The organism is Kitasatospora sp. NPDC001175 (genome assembly GCF_053598215.1).
In genome coordinates this window covers 136955-157776 of the sequence record NZ_JBSFJU010000011.1, presented here as the reverse complement: position 1 = coordinate 157776, position 20822 = coordinate 136955, and the positions used below count along the sequence as shown (strand labels likewise).

Genomic DNA, 20822 nt, shown 5'->3' with positions numbered 1-20822 from the left:
GTCTAGGGGCCCGGGAATTCAGGGCTTCGTTCCTATTCGAATGGCGGACGCGCGTTCTGCGAAGACACGCCGGAGGCGGGGTGAGCCCGCCGGCGCCCTCGGTCGTGCGTGCGCGGCCGGTCCGGGCGGGGTCCGCGCCCCCGGTCGGGTCAGCTGGACATCAGCCAGGTGCCGCCGGCGAGGAGGCAGGACAGGGCGATCACCAGGAAGAGGGTGACCCAGAGGATGCCGGCGACGCCGGTGAGCCGGGCGAGCTGGTCGGCGTCGGAGTCCGGGGCCTCGCCGCGGCGGCGCTTGGCCTGGAGCTCGACCACCGGGCGGACCCCGGCGAACAGCAGGAACCAGACGCCCAGATAGGCGAAGACCGCCTGCAGCTCGCCGCCGCCGTACCAGGAGATCAGTACGAAGGCCGCGCCGGTGAGCACCACGGAGAGCAGGCCGAAGGCGTTCCGCACCATGATCAGGACGGCCGCCAGCAGCACGATCCCGATCCACAGCAACTGGGCGATGTGCTGCCCGGCGAGCAGCGCGGCGCCGCCGAGCCCGAGCAGCGGCGGTGCGCTGTACCCGGCGGCCGCGGTGAGGATCATGCCGGGGCCGGTGGGCGGCCCGGAGGAGATGGTCAGGCCGGAGGTGTCCGAGTGCAGCCGGATCCCGGCCAGCCGGCGCCGGGTGAGCACCGCGGCCAGGCCGTGCCCGCCCTCGTGCGCGATGGTCACCACGTTGCGGCTGAACCGCCAGAGGGGTCGCAGCAGTACGGCGAGCAGCGCCGCCGCCGCCGTGGCCGGGGCCACCCAGCTCGGCGGCCCGGGCTGCGAGCCGACCACCAGGTGCCATACGTACGCGCTGTCCATGCCCTGCCCTCCGTGGTCGGTCCCGGCCCGGCCGCTCTGAGTCCGAGTGGCAGCCTCCCACGGTAGGACGGCCGGGCGGTACTTCCCGGTTCTCCTCGCGGGACGGGGTACGGCGGAGCGGGGCGCATGGCAAGCTGGCCGCATGTGCGGACGCTTCGCCTCCACCACCAAGCCAGAGGACCTGGTCGAGACCTTCGAAGTCCGGCAGTGGGACCCGGCCGAGACCATCGTGCCGAGCTGGAACGTGGCGCCGACCGACTCGGTGTACGCGGTGCTGGACCGCGCTCCCAAGGGGGAGCGCGAGGCGGTGCGCCAGCTGCGGGTGCTGCGCTGGGGCCTGGTGCCGTCCTGGTCGAGGTCGGCCGAGACGGCGGTGAAGATGATCAACGCCCGCTCCGACACCGTGCACGAGAAGCCCGCCTACCGCCAGGCCTTCGCCTCCCGGCGCTGTCTGCTGCCGGTCGACGGCTACTACGAGTGGCAGACCATGCCCGGCGAGCGGGGCAAGCCCCGCAAGCAGCCGTTCTTCGTCAGCCGGGTGGACGGCCAGGTGCTGGCCCTGGCCGGGCTGTACGAGTTCTGGCGGGACCGCGGAGTGCCGGCCGACGATCCGGCGGCCTGGCGGGTGACCTGCACCATCGTGACGACGGATGCCGAACCGGCGCTGGCCCCGATCCACGAACGGATGCCGCTCTTCCTGGACCCGTCCGCCTTCGACGCCTGGCTGGACCCGGCCCTGGACAACGCCGAGGAGTTGCGGCCGCTGCTCGTTCCGCCCGCCCCCGGCGCGCTGCAGGCCGTCCCGGTCTCCCCGGCGGTCGGAAGCATCCGCAACAACGGGCCCGAACTGCTCGAGCCGCTCGACGAGAACGGCAACGACGGCACGATGCTCTTCTGAGCCCGCCCCATCTGACACAGTCGAGGCCGATCCGCCGAAGATCCAGGAGCCGCCGTGCAGACCCTCGTGACCACGCCCGTCGGTGAGGCCAGGATCACCCGGTACCCGGCCGCCGGCCGCCCCAGGGCGCTGCTCGCGCTCGGACACGGCGCGGGTGGCGGGGTCGAGGCGATCGACCTGCAGGCGCTGGCCGCCGGACTGCCGGCGCGCGGCATCACGGTCGCGCTGGTCGAGCAGCCCTGGCGGGTCGCGGGCAGGAAGGTCGCCCCCGCGCCGGGGACACTGGACGCGGGCTGGCTTCCGGTGATGGCCCAACTCGCCGGTGAGGGACTGCCGTTGGTGGCCGGCGGTCGCAGTGCCGGGGCCCGGGTGGCCTGCCGGACGGCCGCCGGTGCCGGTGCCGCCGCGGTGCTGGCGCTGGCTTTCCCGCTCCATCCGCCGGGCAAGCCGGAGAAGAGTCGGGCCGAGGAGCTGCTGGGCTCCGGCCGTCCGACCCTGGTGCTGCAGGGGGAGAAGGACACCTTCGGGACGCCGGAGGAGTTCCCGGAGCTGCCCGAGGGGCACCGCCTGGTCGCCGTCCCGTACGGGAGCCACGGCTTCGCCGTGCCCAAGCGGGCGCCGTACGGTCAGGACGAGGCGCTGGAGCTGATCACCGGGGCGGTCGGCGACTGGATCCTCGAGGTCTGCTGAGCGGACTTCGGGAGGAAGTGCGCCGGTAGGACCGACCGGCGCACGACGCTGCGGGCCCCATTTCCGGTCGGCCCAAGTCCGAGGGGGCGGGCGGGAATGCCGGGCGGGGCGCTCTGGTTAACACCACCGTCAGCAGGTGAGCCGCGTGGAAAGGCAGCACACATGGGTTCGATCGCGTGCCACGAGCGGCCGAACGAACGGGCGGCGATGGACGCCGCACTGCCGGTCTGGTCCGAGTGGCTGGCCACGAGCGAGAAGCCGGTGAGCCCGATATCCTCGCTGTCGGGTGGGCCCGCGGTGGGTCGTGCCCGCAAAGCCGAGGAGGTGGGTCCGGTCGTCGGGACCGAGGACGAGGCCGAGTCGGGCGAGGTGCTGCCGGTGAGCGAGGCTCTCACGGGCGACGAGCTGGCCGACGCGATCGGCGAGGACACCTTCCGGGCGTCGGAGAACGAGACCGAGGCGGCCCGGCGGGAGCGCTTCGAGCGCGACGCCCTGGGCTACCTCGACCCGATGTACTCCGCCGCGCTGCGGATGACCCGCAACCCTGCCGACGCCGAGGATCTGCTGCAGGAGGCGTTCGCCAAGGCGTACGCGTCGTTCCACCAGTTCCGTGAGGGCACCAACCTCAAGGCGTGGCTGTACCGGATCCTCACCAACACGTTCATCAACTCGTACCGCAAGAAGCAGCGCGAGCCCCAGCGCACCGCCGCCGAGGAGATCGAGGACTGGCAGCTGGCCCGGGCCGAGTCCCACATGTCGACCGGTCTGCGCTCGGCCGAGGCCCAGGCGCTCGACCATCTTCCGGACAGCGATGTGAAGGACGCCCTCCAGGCCATTCCGGAGGAGTTCCGCATCGCGGTCTACCTCGCGGACGTCGAGGGGTTTGCGTACAAGGAGATCGCGGACATCATGGGTACACCCATCGGTACGGTGATGTCCCGACTGCACCGGGGCCGCCGCCAGTTGCGCGGCATGCTGGAGGACTACGCCCGTGAGCGCGGGCTCGTTCCGGCAGGTAGCGGAGCAGGGCAGGAAGCGAAGGGCGCGGGCTCATGAGCTGCGGCGATCCGCACGACACCGAGTGTGGCGAGGTCCTCGACCACCTCTATGAATTCCTCGACAACGAGATGGCCGAGGGTGATTGCGCCAAGCTGAGGGTGCACTTCGAGGAGTGCTCGCCCTGCCTGGAGAAGTACGGCCTCGAACAGGCCATCAAGGCGCTGATCAAGCGCTCCTGCGGCTGTGACGACACGCCTGCCGACCTGCGCGGCAAGGTTCTGGCCCGGATCGACAGCATCCGCGCCGGGCAGCGCTCCGGTGAGTCGACGCCCACCGTCGAGGTCTCGGCCGAGGAGAGGGCGGGCCACGGCGCGCAGAGCAACGCGCAGAGCTCCCTCGCGACGTCCGAGTAGGCCTCACACCCGGCCGCCCGGTGCGGTCGTACCGTCCCGGTGTGGTCGCGCCATGACCATCGGGCGGTCGAATCACTCGTTCGGGTGAGCTGACAGTGCGTCGACCCGGGCAATGCGTTTTCGCGCCTCCGCACGCCCCGATAGGGCCCTATCCTCCTCTGACGGACCCTCAAGCCGGTGCGGTCCGGCGGGGAACTGCGGCCATGGCGGGGAGGCGGAGATCGCTGGTGAGGACCGAGACGCCGCCGTGGCGGGCGGGGCGGCGCCCGGACTTCGGGAGGCCCGGCGTCCGTGCCGGCGCGCCGTCGGCTGCCTGGCGGCGGTGCCGGTCGCTGCGGCCGGCTGTCTGCTGACCCTGGCACTGCCCGCCGACGGCCCACTGGGCTGGCTGGGCAGCCCGGTCGACTGGTCGGGGGTGGCGCTGCTGGCCTTCCTGCACTGCTGCTGGGACGGTCTGGCTCAGGGCCTGCCCACCCCCTGCCACCGGTTCTGGAGCCTTCTGCTGCGCCGGTCCGACCGTCCGGTGCGGGCGAGCCACGCCGGCAGCCCGGCGTTCTTCCCGGTGCTGTTCGCAGGGGTCCTGATGCTGCCTCCGGCCGCCGCGGCCCTGGTCGCCCTCCCCGCCGCACTGGTGGGGTGCACCGACCGGCGCCGTGCGCTGCGGCGGCTCTGGAACGGCGCGCAGCTCGCCGTCTCGGCCCAGGCCGCCGGGGTGGTCTTCCACCTGACGGACGGCCCACGGCTGTTGCTCGGCTCCGAGGTTCCGGCGGCACTGCTTCCCTCGCTGGCCGCGGTGGCGGCGTTCTGCCTGGTCAACGGCGCCTTGGTGACAGTGATGCGACGGCTCGTCGGACCGCGGCCACCCGGCCGGCCCCGGCCGGGGGCAGCGCTGCGCGGTCCGCTCGCGGTGGTGCTGCCGGCGCTGGTGCACGGGGCCGGCGGTCTGATGGTGGCGCTCCTCTGGCGGGGCCCGTACGGCGCCTTCGCGGCGGTGCTCGCGCTGCTGCCGTTCACCATCTCCGCCTGGGTCTTCGCCCAGGGGCACCGGGAGCGGGTGGCCCAGCAGACCGCCGTCCAGGCGTTGGTGCAGGCCGTGGAGATCAAGGACGCGTACACCAGGGGGCACAGCGAACGGGTCGGCCGGGCGGCCGTGCTGATCGCCGGCCAACTCGGCATGGTGGAGGAGCGGTTGCGCACCCTGCACTTCGCCGGCACGCTGCACGACGTCGGAAAGCTGGGCGTGGCGACCGAACTGCTCCGCAGAAACGGTCCGCTGAGCGAGGAGGAGCGGCGGGCGGTCGAGGTGCACCCGGTCTTCGGGCACGAGCTGATCCGGGACATCGCCTTCCTCGGAGAGGAGGGCCGGGCCGGGATCCTGCACCACCACGAGCGGTTGGACGGGCGAGGCTACCCGGACGGACTGACCGGGGACCGGATCCCCGAGTTCGCCCGGATCATCTCGGTCGCGGACGCCTTCGACTCGATGACCTCCACCCGGTCCTACCGACGCGGCCGGCCGGTCGCCGAGGCGGTCGCCGAGCTGGAGCGGTGTGCGGGCAGCCAGTTCGACCCGGCGATGGTGCGGGCGCTGATCGCGGCGGTCGCGGAGCACGGCTGGGAGCCCGTCCTGCCGCCGCCGGGCGGCTGGGCCGGAGAGGTGCCGGACATCCCGCTGGGTGTGCCGGAGCCCGCCAGGGCGCTCGCCCCGCAGGGGCGCGCGGCGCGTGCGGGTCGCTCGGAGCGCGCGGGTGGCGCGAGGTGAGGCGGGCGCGCGCGGGCGGCGGTGACCGGAGGGCGGCTGCCCGGGCCGGAGAAGGCCGCGCGGCGGTGCGGCGCACCACGGTACGGCGCCCGGGAGTGCGGTGCGCAGCGGTACGTCGGCCGGCGGCACCGCGCGCAGCCGTACGGGAGGCCGCGGTGCGGTCCGCGGCCGGTCCGGGAGGGTGGTCGGTGTGGTGAGCACCGAGGCGGTCTGGGTACGGGCGGTCCGGCTGACCGCCGCCGCGCTGCTGGCGGCCGGGCTCGGCGAGCTGGTGTGCGACGGACCCGCCGATCCGGTCACCGCGGCCGCCTTCGCCGCCGTGATCGCGATCGGCGAGCGGGTGCGGATCACCCTGCCGGGAGACCGCGAGCAGACGCCGATCGGCACCGCCGCCGCGCTGGCGTACGCGCTGCTCGGCCCGCTGCGCGGGCTGCCGACCTCGCACGGGGTGCTGCAGGTGATCGCGGTCGCCGGTCTCGGGATGGTCAGCGGCGCCGTACCGCCGTTCCGGACGCCGGACCCGGCGAGGGTGGACGCGGTCGCCCGCCGCCTGCTCACGGTCGCCTTCGCGGCCGCCCTGTTCCAGCCGCTGTACGAGAGCGGCACCCTCGACCGGGCCGACTGCACCGGTCCGGCGTACGGGTTGTTCGTCAGCGGGATCGCCCTGCTCGCCGCGCTCTGCGACGCCGTGCTGGCCGCCGGGCTGCACCGGGCCAGGACCGGCCTGCGGTTCGCCGCCGCGCTGGGGGACGAGCTGCGCTCGCTGCTCGGCATCGGCTCGGCGATCGTCGCCACCGGCATGCTGATCAGCCTGCTGGCGGCCGAGATGGGGCTGTGGGCGCTGCCGCTGTTCTGTACCCCGCTGCTGCTCGCCCAGGCGTCCTTCCGGCGGGCGGCGGCGGTCCGGGCGACCACCGGGCAGACCATCGAGACCCTCGCCCGTGCCACCGAGGTGGCCGGCTACACCCCGCCGGGCCACGCCCGCCGGGTCGCCGACACCGCCTGCGCGCTCGGCCGGGTGCTCGGCCTCGGCACCCGGGACCTGGCCCTGCTGGAGTACGCCGCGCTGATGCACGACATCGGGCAGCTCTCGCTGGTCGAGCCGGTGCCCTGCGGCGCCACCGCCCGGCTGCCGCAGGACGAGCAGCAGCGGATCGCCCGGCTGGGCAGCGAGGTGATCCGGCAGACCGGGGTCCCGCGGCAGGTCGCCCAGCAGGTTGCCCGGCTGGCCGATCCATGCCGCCGCCCCGACGGGTCGGAGGATCCGACCCTGCCGCTGGCCGCCCGGATCATCCGGGTCGCCAACGCGCACGACGAACTGGTCACCCTCGCCCGGCAGCGGGGCCTGCCGGCGTCGGCCGGGCGGCTGGAGGCGCTGGAACTGTTGCGCCTGGAGTGCGGTGACCGGTACGACCCGAGGGTGCTGGCGGTGCTGTCCGGGCTGGGCCGCGGGGACGGCCGGCCGAGGGCGTGACACCGGGGCCGGGGGCGCGTGAGCCCGGCGGTGACGGGGCGGTGAACCCGCTGTGCCGGACCCGCGATTATGACGTAGCGGGGTGGCGAAGCTGACTGAATGGACCTGCGGGGAGCGCAGTCGAAGCCTGCCGTGGTTGGATGCGGTCGTAGCGTGGAACACCGGATCCGGGACCGCCCGGTTCCCGGGGGCGTTCCGGCTGCGGCCACCGGTCCGGTCCACCGGTGCGGTGGCGGATATCGGACTCCGTGCAGGCTCCGTCCGGTGGCGGCCCGGCTCCTCGGGCGGGCACCGGCGGTACTGACGGATGACAACGGCAGGGACGGAACGTGAGGATCTTCCACCGCGCACGGCACCGGCCGTCGGCCACTTGGCGGCAGACGACCGACCGGGCCTTCACCCTGATCGGTGACGGCCGCTACGAGGACGCGGGGGCGCTGCTGGTGATGGCGGCAGACCTGGAGCCGTGGCTCTCCGACTCCTGGTTCAACCTCGCACTGCTGCACAAGTTCCGCCGGGACTGGGACCAGGCGCGCAGCGCCGGTCTGCGCGCCGTGGCCCTGCTCGACCGCGAGCAGGGTGCCCCCGACTGGTGGAACCTCGGCATCACCGCGACCGCCCTGCAGGACTGGCCGCTCGCCCGGCGCGCCTGGCAGGCGTACGGCCTGCGGCTGCCCGCCGGCGACGCGCTGGACAGCCCGGTGTCACTGGACCTCGGCACCACACCCGTCCGGCTCTCCCCGGAGGGCGAGTCCGAGGTGGTCTGGGGCAGACGCCTGGACCCGGCCCGGATCGAGGTGCTCTCCATCCCGCTGCCGTCCTCCGGCCGCCGCTGGGGCGAGGTGGTGCTGCACGACGGCGCGCCGCACGGCGAGCGGGTGGCCGCCGGAGTGGCGTACCCCGTGTTCGACGAGATCGAGCTCTGGGCGCCCTCGCCGGTGCCGACCTTCGTGGTGCTGCTTCAGGCGGCCACCGCCGGTGACCGGGACGCGCTGGAGCGGCTGGTCGCCGACGCCGGCTACGCCGCCGAGGACTGGACCTCCTCGGTGCGGCTGCTCTGCCGGGCCTGTTCGGAGAGCCGGATGGCCGCCGACGACGGCCACACCCATCACCACGACCCGCACGACGACGGCGACTTCGACCACCCCGGCCACCTCAGCCACCTCAGTGGCAGCGGCGGGATGTCCTGGCTGGCCGAGCGCGAGTGCGGGATCGCCGCGCCCGCCGGGCTGGTCCGCCGGCTGCTCGACCGCTGGGTCGCCGCCTCGCCGGGCACCAGGGCCTACCGCGACCTCGAAGAGGTCTGCTGAGCCAAGGACGGTGCCGGGCAAGGACGGTAAGGCCCCGGGTGGGTTTCGGGGCCGTACTCTTGAGCGGTAAACCCAAGTGATCCACGGAAGCGGAAGCGACGATGGCGGACCAGCACAACCACGAGCACGACCATGAGCACGAGGAGCCCGAGGTCACCAAGGTGATCGGCGAGGTGCCCGACCTCTCCAACGCCGAGGCCCGTCCGATCACCGTGGTCGGCAACCCCGTCCTGCACCGCGAGTGCCAGGACGTCACCGCCTTCGACGCCGAACTGTCCACGCTGATCGACGACATGTTCGCCTCGATGTACGCGGCCGAGGGCGTCGGCCTGGCGGCCAACCAGATCGGCGTCGACCTCAAGGTCTTCGTGTACGACTGCCCGGACGACGAGGGCGTCCGCCACATCGGCCACGTCATCAACCCGGTGCTGGAGGAGTTCCCGGCCGACCGCCGCCGGGTCCTGGACGACGGCCACGAGGGCTGCCTCTCGGTCCCCACCGCCTACGCCGAACTCCCGCGTCCCGCCTACGCCGCGGTGCGGGGCCAGGACAAGGACGGCAACCCGGTCCGGGTCGAGGGCACCGGCTTCTTCGCCCGCTGCCTGCAGCACGAGACCGACCACCTGTACGGCTTCCTGTACATCGACAAGCTCTCCAAGCGCGACCGCAAGGACGCCCTGAAGCAGATGGCCGAGGGCACACCCAAGTACGCGACGGTGCCGAACAACTGACGGCAGCGCGAAGGCCGGTACGGGGACTCCCGTACCGGCCTTCGCGCTTGGCGCCCTGGAGGGCGCCGACTCCTAGAAGTCGTCGTCGAAGGAGACCGTGCCCTCGACCGCGACCTGGTAGGCGGAGACCCGGCGCTCGAAGAAGTTGGTCAGCTCCTGGACGTTCTGCAGCTCCATGAACCCGAAGGGGTTGGTGGAGCCGTAGCGGATCGGCAGGCCGAGGCGGGCCAGGCGCTGGTCGGCGACGGCCTCCAGGTACTGGCGCATCGACTCGGTGTTCATGCCGGGCAGGCCGTCACCGCACAGGTCCTGGGCGAACTGGAGCTCGGCCTCCACGGCCTCCTCAAGCATCTCGGTGACCTGCTTGGCCATCTCGTCGTCGAAGAGGTCGGGCTCCTCCTCACGGACGGTGTCGACCACCGAGAAGGCGAAGTCCATGTGCATGGACTCGTCGCGGAACACCCAGTTGGTGCCGGTGGCCAGGCCGTGCAGCAGGCCGCGGCTGCGGAACCAGTACACGTAGGCGAAGGCGCCGTAGAAGAACAGGCCCTCGACGCAGGCGGCGAAGCAGATCAGGTTGAGCAGGAAGGCGCGGCGGTCCTCCTTGCTCTGCAGCGAGTCGATGTGGTCGACCGCGTTCATGTACTTGAAGCAGAACTGCGCCTTCTGGTGGATGGAGGGGATGTTCTCCACCGCCGCGAAGGCGGCCGCGCGGTCGTCCGGGTCGGGCAGGTAGGTGTCGAGCAGCGTCAGGTAGAACTGGACGTGCACGGCCTCCTCGAACAGCTGCCGGGACAGGTAGAGCCGGGCCTCGGGGGAGTTGATGTGCTTGTAGAGGCTCAGCACCACGTTGTTGGCGACGATCGAGTCGCCGGTCGCGAAGAAGGCGACCAGGCGGCCGATCAGGTGCCGCTCGCCCTCGCTCAGCTTGGCGAGGTCGGCGACGTCGGAGTGCAGGTCCACCTCCTCGACGGTCCAGGTGTTCTTGATGGCGTCCCGGTACCGGTCGTAGAACGACGGGTAGCGCATCGGGCGCAGGGTCAGCTCGAAGCCGGGGTCGAGCAGCATCTTGCGGTCCACGTGGTTGTCGGCGCTCTGCGCCGTCGACGAGGGGCGGTGGTCGGGCGACGGGTGGGAGGTCACTGGCAAGCCTCGCAGGACTCGGGGTTCTCCAGGGAGCAGGCGATGGCGGCGGCCTGCTCCTCAGCGGTCATGGTGGGGGAGGGCACGCTCACGGCGGTGGAGCGGGTCGCGGCCTGGGCGATCCGGGTGGCCGGGCGGGAGCGCAGGTAGTAGGTGGTCTTCAGGCCGACCTTCCAGGCGTACGCGTACATCGAGCTGAGCTTGCCGATGGTGGGCGCGGCCATGAAGAGGTTCAGCGACTGGCTCTGGTCCAGGTAGGGCATCCGGGCGGCGGCCAGGTCGATCAGCGCACGCTGCGGCAGCTCCCACGCGGTGCGGTAGAGCGAACGGACCTCGGCGGGCAGCCAGTTGAACTCCTGGACCGAGCCGTTGGAGTCGCGCAGCGCGTCCCGGGTCTGCTGGTCCCAGACGCCCAGCTCCTTCAGCTCCCGCACCAGGTACGGGTTGACCTGGAGGAACTCACCGGACAGGGTCTCGCGCTTGAACAGGTTCGAGACCTGCGGCTCGATGCACTCGTACACACCGGCGATGGACGCGATGGTCGCGGTCGGCGCGATGGCGAGCAGCAGGGAGTTGCGCAGACCGGTCTCGGCGATCTTGGCACGCAGGGCGTCCCAGCGCTCGGTCCACTGCGGGGTCACGTCGAAGTGGTCGATGTGCAGCTGGCCGCGGGCGGCGCGGGTCTCCTCGTACGCCTCGTGGCGGCCGAACTTCTCGGCCAGCTCGCTGGAGCGCTCGTAGGCGGTGAGCATGATGCGCTCGGCGATCAGCGTGGAGAGGTGCTTGGCCTCGGTGGAGTCGAAGTCCAGGCGGAGCCTGAAGAAGACGTCCTGCAGGCCCATCACGCCCAGACCCACCGGCCGCCAGCGGGAGTTGGACGCGCCGGCCTCGGTGGTCGGGTAGAAGTTGATGTCGATGACCCGGTCGAGGAAGGTCACGGCGGTGCGCACGGTGGCGTCCAGCCGCTCCCAGTCCATCGCGCTCACGAGGTCGTCGGCACTGGCGCCGTCGGCCACGTGGGCACCGAGGTTGACCGAGCCGAGGTTGCAGACCGCGGTCTCGGAGTCGTCGGTGACCTCCAGGATCTCGGTGCAGAGGTTGGAGGAGTGCACGGTGCGGCCGGGCAGCGCGGTCTGGTTGGCGGCGCGGTTGGAGGCGTCCTTGAAGGTCATCCAGCCGTTGCCGGTCTGCGCCAGGGTGCGCATCATCCGGGCGTACAGGGTCTGCGCCGGGATGGTGCGGACGGCCTTGCCCTCGGCCTCGGCCTTGCAGTAGGCGGCGTCGAACTCGTCGCCCCACAGGTCGACCAGCTCGGGGACGTCGGCCGGGGAGAACAGCGACCAGTCCTCGTTGGCGTTGACCCGGCGCATGAACTCGTCCGGGATCCAGTGCGCCAGGTTGAGGTTGTGGGTCCGGCGGGCCTCCTCGCCGGTGTTGTCGCGGAGCTCCAGGAACTCCTCGATGTCAGCGTGCCAGGTCTCCAGGTAGACGCAGGCCGCGCCCTTGCGACGGCCGCCCTGGTTGACCGCGGCGACCGAGGAGTCCAGGGTGCGCAGGAACGGGACGATGCCGTTGGACTTGCCGTTGGTGCCCCGGATCAGGCTGCCGCGCGAGCGGATCCGGGAGTAGGACAGGCCGATGCCGCCGGCGTGCTTGGACAGCCGGGCGATCTGCGCGTAGCGGTTGTAGATCGAGTCCAGGTTGTCCAGCGGCGAGTCCAGCAGGTAGCAGCTGGACATCTGCGGGTGCTTGGTGCCGGAGTTGAAGAGCGTCGGGGAGGAGGTCAGGTACTCCAGGCGGCTCATCAGCCGGTAGAGCTCGGCCACCTCGGCCACCGACTGCTCGCTGTCGCCCACCGCGAGGCCCGCCGCCACGCGGAGCAGGAAGTGCTGCGGGGTCTCGATCACCATGCGGGTGATCGGGTGGCGCAGCAGGTAGCGGGACTGCACGGTGCGCAGGCCGAAGTACTCGAAGCGGTCGTCGCCCGACAGGTCGATCAGGGCGTCGAAGGCCTCGGCGTGCTTGGCGACCAGGGCGGCGGTGGCGTCGCCGATCAGCCCCTCGGCGTGGCCGACGGCGATCGAGGCGGAGAACGACACGGCACCCTGGCTCATCGCCTCGTCGGCGATCTCCATGGCGAGCAGGCGGGCGGCCAGCTTCGAGTACTGGGGGTCCTCGGCGATCATCGACGCGGCGGCCTCCACAGCCAGCCCGCGCAGCTCGGCGAAGTCCGAGCCGGCGTGGCGGCCGCGCAGCGCGGCGGCGGCGACGTGGCCGGGGTCCACCTGGGGGAGGTCCACGCTGCGGTCGGTGAGGAGCCGAAGCAGTGCCGCACCGGGGTCGGTCTGGGTGGTGGCGGCGGAACCCTGGGAAGGCAGGGCAACTGAGGCAGCGATGGTCAAGGCGCTTCTCTCCTGGCGGCGGCGTCGGATGAGGATCGTCCGGACCGACATGAGCGCAGGGAGGTGCAGCACGACCGGAGACCGGCGCGCTCTCTACCCCCTGGCCCACCCGCGAGGCCCGGACGTACTGCGGTGCTGCAAGGCATCTGCGGGGAAGCCGTGTGGCACACCGTCGGCAGGTAGCCGGACTTGCGGGGGCCTGGAGAGCCGCCCGCTCACCGCTGCGGGGCAGTCCCGGATTCACACCGGGTTCCCCTGCTTCGACAGCGAGAGCGAGCATACATGTTGTGGCGGTCCGACGATGCGGCACCACATGTAGTGCCGTGTGTCGCAGGCGGACCAACCGCATGGTTGTGCGGGAGGGGTGTTCAGAAGGTGATCGAGTACACCATCAGGTCGATCCCGGGAGCGGCCGTCCAGTCCCGGTCGGGGGTTCGGACGAAGCCCAGGCGCTCGTAGATCCGGTGCGCCGCCTTCATCGCCGGGCGGGTCGAGAAGGCCATCCCGGCCAGCCGGAGCTCCCGACAGCGGGCCATCGCGGCGCGGACCAGGGCCTCTCCGGCGCCGCGTCCGCGCGCCGCCGCGCCGACCGCCAGCATCCGGATCTCGCCCTCGTGCGGCTCGGCGATGTCGGCCCACTCGGTGCCGCCGACCGCGAGGGTCACACAGCCGAGGACCTGCCGGGTGTGCGGGTCGAGCGCGACGAGGAGTTCGGCCTCCTCGTTGCGGCGCCCGGCGTCCCGGAGGAGCTGGACGTAGCCGCTGTCCGGCGAGGTGTGACCGTCGCCCACGAACGCCTCGACCGTGACTTCACCTGCGGCTTCGAGGTCCTCTTCGAGGGCGCGGCGGATGAGGATGCCCATCCGGACAGTGTGCCCGACGGGAGGGTGCACACGGCAGTCAGGGTGGCGGGCGGGCGGGTGCCGGCGAGGGGTGTGGCGCCGGACGGAGGGCTCGCCGGGCGGGCGCCGGTGGGGAGCAGGGACGCGCTGGCGGGGAAGGCGGAGGCGGCTGGCACGGTGCCGTACGGGCGGTCGGGAAGAACCGGGGCCGAAGGGTGGTTGGGGTCGTCGTGACCGTCATCAGGACCGCCGTAGCCGCCGCCCGGGTCGGGCCCGCCGCCGCGTCCGGTCAGCTCACGGCCGATCAGGAAGCCCAGCAGTCCGAAGCCGCTGATGGCGCCGATCAGGCCGAGCGAGGTCGCGAGGGTCTCGGGAGTCATGTCCTCCACCCTCGTCCGCGCGGGCCGCTGTCACGAGTGGCGGAAACGACCGATTGCGTCGAAATCCTGCCAGCCTCTCGCGGGGTGGGGCGTGCCGATGCCGCGGCGGCCGGCGGCCCGGCCGGCCACGGGGGCGGAAGTCACCGGACGGCGGGCAGGGGAGGGGCGACGGACGAGGGAGGGGCACGGGGATGCGGAGCGGTGCGCACGGCCCGGCGGTCGACGGCCGCCGCCGTGGGGCCGGGGGCCCGGAGGCGGACGAGGGCGTACGGCATCCTGGGCGGATGCTGAAGAACGTCGCCGCGGTGGTGCTGGAGCCGGTCCACCCGTTCGAACTCGGCGTCGCCTCCGAGGTGTTCGGGCTCGACCGTAGCGACGACGGGCTGCCGGTGTACGACTTCGCCCTCGCTGCCGACCGTCCCGGGCGGCATGCCACCCATGCCGGCTTCGGCCTGGACGTCCCGTACGGGCCGGAGCGGCTGGCCGAGGCGGACCTGATCGTGGTCACCGCGGTCGGACGGCGCGCCGAGTATCCGGAGGCGCTCGTCGAAGCACTGCGCGCGGCAGTCGAGCGCGGGGCGCGCGCGTTGTCCATCTGCAGCGGCAGTTTTCTGCTGGGCGCCGCCGGGCTGCTGGACGGGCGCCGCTCCACCACGCACTGGAAGCACGTCGACGAGATGGCCCGGCGCTTCCCGCGCACCACTGTCGAACCCGACGTGCTCTACGTGGACGACGATCCGGTGATCACCTCCGCCGGGACGGCCGCCGGGATCGACGCCTGCCTGCACCTGGTCCGCAAGCTGCAGGGCGCGGAGGTGGCCCGGGGGATCGCCCGGCGGATGGTGGTCGCCCCGCACCGTGACGGCGGGCAGGCGCAGTTCGTCGACCGGCCGATGCCGGTGTGTGACGCGGACTCGCTCGGCGGGCTGCTGGACTGGCTGCGCCAGCACCTGCACCGTGACCTGACGGTTGATCAACTGGCCGCCCGTGCCCACATGTCGCCCCGCACCTTCGCCCGCCGCTTCCAGCAGGAGACCGGCACCACCCCGCACCGCTGGATCACCAACCAGCGCCTGCTGCTGGCCCAGCGCCTGCTGGAGGGCACCAGTCAGCCCGTGGACGCGGTCGCCGCCCGCTGCGGCTTCGGCAACGCGGCCACCCTCCGGCACCACTTCGGCCGCTGGCTCGGGACGACGCCGCAGGCGTATCGCCGCGCCTTCGCGGGGAGTTGGCCGGATGCGCGGAGCCGGGGTTGACCGGCGGACGGCACCCGGGTGCGGCGAGGCGCGTGAGCGACCCGGCGGCCCGGTGCGGCGTCGGGTGCGCAACTGCCCGGCGGCCCTGGGCGGTCAGGTCAGGTGGGCGACCGAGTTCCAGTGCTCGGGGTGGAGCCGGCCGGCCTGGGAGCGCCACAGGCTGGTCGAGCAGTTGCTCACCGCCCGCAGGTCCAGCAACTCGGGCTCGGTGAGCCGGTCCAGGACGTAGCGCAGCATCAGCACCGTGCAGTCGTGCGCCACCACCAGCACCGCCCGCCCGTCCTCCTCCTCGCAGAGGTCGCGCAGGAAGCTGCGCACCCGCAGGGCCACGTCCAGGAACGATTCGCCACCGGGTGGCCGGTAGTAGAGCTCGCCCATCTTGCGGCGGCGGGCGGCCTCGACGGGGTGCTCCTTCTCGATCGCGGCGGCGGTCAGCATCTCCAGGACGCCGAGTTCTCTGTCCCGCAGCCGCTCGTCGTACCTGACCGCGAGGGAGTCCGGCACCGCGCCGAGGCCACGGGCCCGGTCTAGCGCGATCCGGGCGGTCTCGGCGGTGCGTACGTAGGGGGAGCACCAGACGGCGCGGGGACGGTCGGCGACGGGCAGGCCGGCCCACCAGCGCCCGAGGTCGCGTGCCTGGCGCCGGCCGTGCGGGGAGAGCGGTATGTCGGCGTCCCGGCTGGTGATCGGGACGGTCAGCGCGCCGGTCTCGGCGGCGATCCTGAACTCGACGTTGGCGGTGCTCTCGCCGTGCCGGGTGGCGATCAGGACGGAGGGCAGCGGCCGCAGGGATGCTGCGAGGCGGTGTCCGTTGATGACGCTGGTGAGTTCTGCCATGGCCGGTTCTCCCCGTTGGTGTCCGTGACTCGGTGAGCAGGCGCGAGCCACGCGCACTCCATGGTCGCGCCTAAGACCGACCGGCAATAGGGCCCGCGGCGCCCACGCCCCCCCATCGCCGGCCGGTCCAAGGACGGTTCGCGCCGCGAAAAGATCGCACCGCCACCCCAGTGTTGACGGAGGTGACGGCGCGATCACAGGGCGCACGATTCGGCGCCGAGTGCGCCTGCCCGGATCAGTGCGCCGCTGCGGGCACCGGGGCGTCCTCCAGAGCCCTGTCCCCGGCCTCGGCGCCGTAGTCCGCCGGGCTGGTCTCGTCGGCGCCCTCGGGGGCCTTGACGGCCCGCAGAACGAGGGTGAGCGCGACGGCGACGATCAGGTTGAGCACGAAGGCGGTGAACCCGATGTAGCCGATCTCGCCGATCCCCGGGATCGCCGCGGAGTTGCCGCCGAAGTGCTTGGTGGCCGGCGAGGCGATGCCGTACGCCTTCCAGGTGCCGTACACCATGCCGGCCGCCCAGCCCGCGAGCAGCGCCCAGCGGTGGAACCAACGGGTGAACAGTCCGCCGACGATCGAGACGAAGGTCTGCAGGATCCACAGGCCGCCGAGCAGCTGGAGGTTGATCGCGAGCTGCTTGTCCATGCCCAGCACGAAGACCAGCGCGCCCACCTTCACCAGCAGTGAGGCGATCTTGGCGATCCTGGTCTCCTGCTCGGGCGTGGCGTCCGGCCGGAGGAAGTCCTTGTAGATGTTGCGGGTGAACAGGTTGGCCGCCGCGATCGACATGATCGCCGCCGGCACCAGCGCACCGATGCCGATCGCGGCGAAGGCCACGCCGGTGAACCAGCTCGGGAACAGGTTGTCGAACAGCTGCGGCACGGCCAGCTGGGCGTTGTAGCCCTTGACGCCCTTGCCCACCCCGGCCGCGATGGCCATGAAGCCGAGCAGTGCCAGCAGGCCGAGCATCAGCGAGTAGGCCGGCAGGATCGCCATGTTGCGGCGCACGGTGTTGCGCGACTTGGCGGCCAGCACACCGGTGACGGTGTGCGGGTACATGAAGAGCGCGAGGGACGAGCCGAGCGCCAGGGTCGCGTACGCCCACTGGGCGTCCGGGCCGCTCACCATCGAGCCGACCGGCTTGTGGGTGGCCGGGTTGACCGCGTCGAACTTGGCGGCGGCCGCGTCGAAGATGTGGCCGTACCCGCCGAGGCGCATCGGGATGTAGATCACCGCGACGATGATCACGATGTACACCAGGGCGTCCTTGACGAAGGCGATCAGCGCCGGCGCCCGTAGGCCCGAGGAGTAGGTGTACGCGGCCAGGACCGCGAAGGCCAGGAACAGCGGCAGGTCCTTCATGAACCAGTTGCCGCTGGTGCCGCCGCCGATCCCGAGGGTGTCCAACACGGCCTGGATGCCGACCAGTTGCAGCGCGATGTACGGCATGGTGGCCAGGATTCCGGTCAGCGCGACGGCCGCCGACAGCGCCCTGGAGCCGTACCGCCCGCGCACGAAGTCCGCCGGGGTCACATAGCCGTGCACCCGGGCCACCGACCACAGCCGGGGCAGGAAGAGGAAGACCAGCGGGTACGCGATGATCGTGTACGGCACCGCGAAGAAGCCCGCCGCGCCCGCGCCGTAGACCGCGGCGGGAACGGCGATGAAGGTGTACGCGGTGTACAGGTCGCCGCCGAGCAGGAACCAGGTGATCCAGGTCCCGAAGGACCGGCCGCCCAGCCCCCACTCGTCCAGGTGCAGCGCGTTGTCGGCCTTCCGCCAGCGGGCGGCCAGGAAGCCCAGCACCGTCACCAGCGCGAAGAAGAGCACGAACACCACGAGCGCCGGGACGTTCACTCCGCTCCTCATCGCGGCTCACCGCCCCGGGCGGCCCTGCGCCGCTGCTCGTCGCGGTTCAGCAGCAGGTAGGCGGTCCCGGTGAACAGCGCGGAGACCGGGATCCAGGCGATCTGGTACCAGTAGAAGAACGGCATTCCGCCGAGCGCGGGTGTCAGCTTCGCGTACGACGAGACCCAGAGCAGTGCGACGACCGGTACGGCCAGACTGATTCCGGCGAGCACCCGTTCCGGGGTGACCTGGGGGAGCGCGCCTTCGGGCGCGCCGGCATCGGATTCGGGTACTTCGGACGACATGTGCGGCTCCCGCTGATGAGGGCTCACCTCGTCGGCGCCGCAACGCACGTGGCCGTGCGACCGCCGAGCGGCACCGCCGGTGATCGGCAGTCAGTACGGCAGCGAAATGTAGCCCCAGCAGTGACCTGTGTCACTACCCCGGACCGAAGATCCCGGATGGCGGACGCAGGAGGGGAGCCTTCGGGGCGCGGGAACGGGTACGGGGGCGCCCCAGAGGTCCGCCCCCGTACCGTGCCGCCTCGCCCGGAGGACTACTCCGGGCGCTTGAGGCGGGTGGTGAACTTGTACCGGTCGCCCCGGTAGATGGAGCGGACCCACTCGACCGGAGCGCCGTCGGCGTCGAAGGAGTGCCGGGAGAGCTGGAGCATCGGCAGACCGAGGTCGGAGCCGAGCAGCCCGGCCTCGCGCGGGGTGGCCAGCGTGGTCTCGATGGTTTCTTCGGCCTCGGCCACCGTGACCCCGTACACCTCGCGCAGCGCGGCGTACAGGGAGTCGTGCTTGGCCAGGTTGCGCCGCAGCGCGGGGAAGCGCTTGGCGGAGAGGTGGGCGACCTCGATCGCCATCGGGTCGCCGTTGGCCAGCCGCAGGCGCTCGATCCGCAGCACCCGGCTGCCGGGCTTGATGTCCAGCAGCGGGGCCAGGTGCTCGTCCGCGCCGATGTAGCCGATCTCGATCAGCCGGGAGGTCGGCTCCAGGCCCTGGGCCCGCATGTCCTCGGTGTAGGAGGTGAGCTGCAGTGCCTGGGCGACCTTCGGCTTGGCGACGAAGGTGCCCTTGCCCTGGATGCGCTCCAGGCGGCCTTCGACCACCAGTTCCTGGAGGGCCTGGCGCACGGTGGTGCGGGAGGTGTCGAACTGGGCGGCGAGCGCCCGCTCGGGCGGGACCGGGGTGCCGGCCGGCTGGGTCTCGGTCAGCTGCAGCAGATGGCGCTTGAGACCGTAGTACTTCGGGACGCGGGCGGTCGGGTCGGCCGCTACTTGCGTCGGCAGGCTCTTCGCCTGGGCGTCGTTCACCTGGGCAGTGCTGCCCCCGTCGCTGGTCATCGGCCGTATCTCCTGCTACTTGCGGGGTCGTCCCTGACTCCGCTGCCTCGTTAACGGCACACATCGTTGCACGTATGTCCGGCTGACGGGGAGCTCATCGTGCGATGAACGATGGGCGGTGTCGGCTTGGTAACGGGTGGTCCCGATCGCTCCGGCCACCGTTGACACACCCATTGGTCTAGGCCAAGCTCCAGGCAGCTGGTCTACACCATTGCAGACCGCTCAGAGAACTCCCCACCCCTTCCCATGGGTTGCGACACCAGTACCGCCGTTGTGCTCCGGTATGTCGTCCCCCCGTGGGGGCATCCCGGGCATCCCTCAGGAGGATGGCGTAATGAAGCGTCAGCTCATCGCGGCGGTAGGCGTCGCAGCCATGGTCATCGGCCTCGCGGCCTGTGGTTCGGGCGCCGAGAAGGGCGGCGGCGACAGCGCCGCCCCCAGCAGCCTCACCGTCTGGCTGACCGTGGACGCCCAGCAGAACTGGCCGGACCTGGTGAAGTCCGCCGACGCCCAGCTGGCCGCCAAGTACCCGGGCATCAAGATCAATCACGAGTACTACTCGTGGAAGGACAAGAGCCCGAAGCTGGACTCGGTGCTCGCCACCGACCAGGTGCCGGACGTGGTCGAGATGGGCAACACCGAGATGCTGCCCTACATGATCAAGGGGGCGCTGGCCGAGCTGGACACCTCGAAGTTCGAGAACAGCGGTGACTGGCTGGACGGCCTCAAGGCCTCCGCCACCTACAACGGCAAGACCTACGGCGTCCCCTACTACTCGGCCGCCCGCGTCGCCACCTGGCGCAAGGACGTCGCCGCCGACGCCGGGGTGGCCGACACCCCGAAGACCTACCCCGAGCTGACCGCCGACCTGGACAGGATCCAGGCCAAGCAGGGCGACAAGTTCTCGGCCTGGTACCAGCCCTCGCGCGACTGGTACACCGCGATGTCCTTCGTCTACGACGCCGGCGGCGCGATCGCCAAGCAGGACGGCGGCAGGTGGAAGGCCACCCTGGAGAGCCCGGAGGCGATCAAGGGCCTGACCGCCTGGAAGGACGCCCTCGGCAAGTACATGCACGGCGACCTGACCAAGGACGACGCCGACCGCTACATCGTCTACGGCCTGGGCCAGTCCGCCATGATCTACGGCGCCGGCTGGGAGGGCGGTTCCGCCGCCGACCCGAAGTTCGACAAGACCGGCGGCAAGCTCAAGGACAACCTGGCCTCCTTCGTGATGCCCGGCCCGTCCGGCAAGTCGCTGAGCAGCTTCATCGGCGGCTCCGACCTGGCCGTCCCGGTCAAGTCCAAGGCCAGGGCCGCCGCCTCGGAGTGGATCGACTTCCTCACCGACGCCAAGGCGCAGGAGGCCCTGATCAAGGCCGGCAACCTGCCGAACAACAAGACGCAGCTGGCCCCGCTGAAGACCGACCCCAAGGTCGGCCCCTCGGCCCAGTCGGCCGAGAACAACTGGTTCGTGCCGACCGCGCCGGGCTGGCTGCAGGTGGAGAAGGCGAACATCCTGCAGAACGCCCTGCAGGACATCGCCCAGGGCAAGAAGACCGTCGAGGCGGCGGTGAAGGACATGGACGGCCAGATCGACGCCGTGATCAACAACGCCTGACAGCCGATCCCCGGCCCGC

At 71.9% G+C, this 20822-nt stretch carries 18 protein-coding genes and 1 riboswitch; of the genes, 10 read left to right on the top strand and 8 right to left on the bottom strand.

Features of this window, described 5'->3' with window-relative positions:
- Positions 1-149 precede the first annotated feature (149 nt).
- Positions 150-854, bottom strand: coding sequence for a M50 family metallopeptidase (locus ACWDAK_RS11425; protein ID WP_344638320.1), 705 nt, complete (start codon positions 852-854; stop codon positions 150-152).
- 142 nt (positions 855-996) lie between these two features.
- On the opposite strand from ACWDAK_RS11425, the gene ACWDAK_RS11420 reads away from it, so the two are divergent.
- The 8 genes from ACWDAK_RS11420 to def all read left to right on the top strand — a co-directional run bounded on the left by ACWDAK_RS11420 (position 997) and on the right by def (position 9131).
- Complete coding sequence (locus tag ACWDAK_RS11420) at positions 997-1752, top strand: SOS response-associated peptidase (protein ID WP_344638319.1); 756 nt, start codon at positions 997-999, stop codon at positions 1750-1752.
- Positions 1753-1806: 54 nt separating this feature from the next.
- Positions 1807-2442, top strand: coding sequence for an alpha/beta hydrolase family protein (locus ACWDAK_RS11415; protein WP_344638318.1), 636 nt, complete (start codon positions 1807-1809; stop codon positions 2440-2442).
- A 405-nt stretch (positions 2443-2847) separates the two neighbouring features.
- On the top strand, positions 2848-3498 hold the full coding sequence (locus tag ACWDAK_RS11410) for a sigma-70 family RNA polymerase sigma factor (RefSeq protein WP_425557734.1): 651 nt from the start codon (positions 2848-2850) through the stop codon (positions 3496-3498).
- Positions 3495-3854, top strand: coding sequence for a mycothiol system anti-sigma-R factor (gene rsrA / locus ACWDAK_RS11405; RefSeq protein ID WP_344638317.1), 360 nt, complete (start codon positions 3495-3497; stop codon positions 3852-3854). Before ACWDAK_RS11410 ends, rsrA begins: the two co-directional genes overlap by 4 nt.
- Before the next feature lie 322 nt (positions 3855-4176).
- On the top strand, positions 4177-5616 hold the full coding sequence (locus ACWDAK_RS11400; protein WP_344638316.1) for an HD-GYP domain-containing protein: 1440 nt from the start codon (positions 4177-4179) through the stop codon (positions 5614-5616).
- Positions 5617-5806: 190 nt separating this feature from the next.
- Positions 5807-7090: an HD-GYP domain-containing protein gene (locus ACWDAK_RS11395; protein WP_427395429.1), complete on the top strand. Its 1284-nt coding sequence runs from the start codon at positions 5807-5809 to the stop codon at positions 7088-7090.
- Positions 7091-7419: 329 nt separating this feature from the next.
- The gene (locus ACWDAK_RS11390; protein WP_344638314.1) at positions 7420-8400 is read left to right on the top strand and encodes a tetratricopeptide repeat protein; all 981 of its coding nucleotides are present in this window, start codon (positions 7420-7422) and stop codon (positions 8398-8400) included.
- Between the two features lie 101 nt (positions 8401-8501).
- Positions 8502-9131: a peptide deformylase gene (def, locus tag ACWDAK_RS11385; RefSeq protein ID WP_344638313.1), complete on the top strand. Its 630-nt coding sequence runs from the start codon at positions 8502-8504 to the stop codon at positions 9129-9131.
- Positions 9132-9203: 72 nt separating this feature from the next.
- Here the strand turns inward: def and ACWDAK_RS11380 are convergent, their stop codons facing one another.
- The 3 genes from ACWDAK_RS11380 to ACWDAK_RS11370 form a co-directional block, all read right to left on the bottom strand.
- Entirely contained in the window at positions 9204-10199 is a 996-nt protein-coding gene (locus ACWDAK_RS11380) for a ribonucleotide-diphosphate reductase subunit beta (RefSeq protein ID WP_344638398.1), read from the bottom strand.
- Between the two features lie 71 nt (positions 10200-10270).
- Positions 10271-12676 (bottom strand): ribonucleoside-diphosphate reductase subunit alpha, encoded by a 2406-nt coding sequence (locus ACWDAK_RS11375; RefSeq protein ID WP_449806456.1) that lies wholly within the window; start codon positions 12674-12676, stop codon positions 10271-10273.
- A 157-nt stretch (positions 12677-12833) separates the two neighbouring features.
- Positions 12834-12991: riboswitch (cobalamin riboswitch) on the bottom strand.
- Positions 12992-13044: 53 nt separating this feature from the next.
- Positions 13045-13539, bottom strand: a complete 495-nt coding sequence (locus ACWDAK_RS11370) for a GNAT family N-acetyltransferase (protein WP_427395430.1) — start codon at positions 13537-13539, stop codon at positions 13045-13047.
- Between the two features lie 643 nt (positions 13540-14182).
- On the opposite strand from ACWDAK_RS11370, the gene ACWDAK_RS11365 reads away from it, so the two are divergent.
- Positions 14183-15154, top strand: a complete 972-nt coding sequence (locus ACWDAK_RS11365; RefSeq protein WP_344638310.1) for a helix-turn-helix domain-containing protein — start codon at positions 14183-14185, stop codon at positions 15152-15154.
- Between the two features lie 93 nt (positions 15155-15247).
- On the opposite strand, the gene ACWDAK_RS11360 is transcribed toward ACWDAK_RS11365, so the two are convergent.
- The 4 genes from ACWDAK_RS11360 to ACWDAK_RS11345 form a co-directional block, all read right to left on the bottom strand.
- Entirely contained in the window at positions 15248-15991 is a 744-nt protein-coding gene (locus ACWDAK_RS11360; protein ID WP_427395431.1) for a histidine phosphatase family protein, read from the bottom strand.
- A gap of 235 nt (positions 15992-16226) precedes the next feature.
- Positions 16227-17858: a monocarboxylate uptake permease MctP gene (mctP, locus tag ACWDAK_RS11355; RefSeq protein WP_344638308.1), complete on the bottom strand. Its 1632-nt coding sequence runs from the start codon at positions 17856-17858 to the stop codon at positions 16227-16229.
- Positions 17855-18142, bottom strand: a complete 288-nt coding sequence (locus tag ACWDAK_RS11350) for a DUF3311 domain-containing protein (protein WP_344638307.1) — start codon at positions 18140-18142, stop codon at positions 17855-17857. The genes mctP and ACWDAK_RS11350 overlap by 4 nt, the downstream gene beginning before the upstream one ends.
- Positions 18143-18393: 251 nt before the next feature.
- Complete coding sequence (locus ACWDAK_RS11345) at positions 18394-19185, bottom strand: GntR family transcriptional regulator (RefSeq protein ID WP_344638306.1); 792 nt, start codon at positions 19183-19185, stop codon at positions 18394-18396.
- Between the two features lie 334 nt (positions 19186-19519).
- On the opposite strand from ACWDAK_RS11345, the gene ACWDAK_RS11340 reads away from it, so the two are divergent.
- A complete protein-coding gene (locus tag ACWDAK_RS11340) occupies positions 19520-20803 on the top strand; it encodes an extracellular solute-binding protein (RefSeq protein WP_427395432.1) in 1284 nt (427 codons plus the stop codon).
- The last annotated feature ends 19 nt before the right edge of the window (positions 20804-20822 follow it).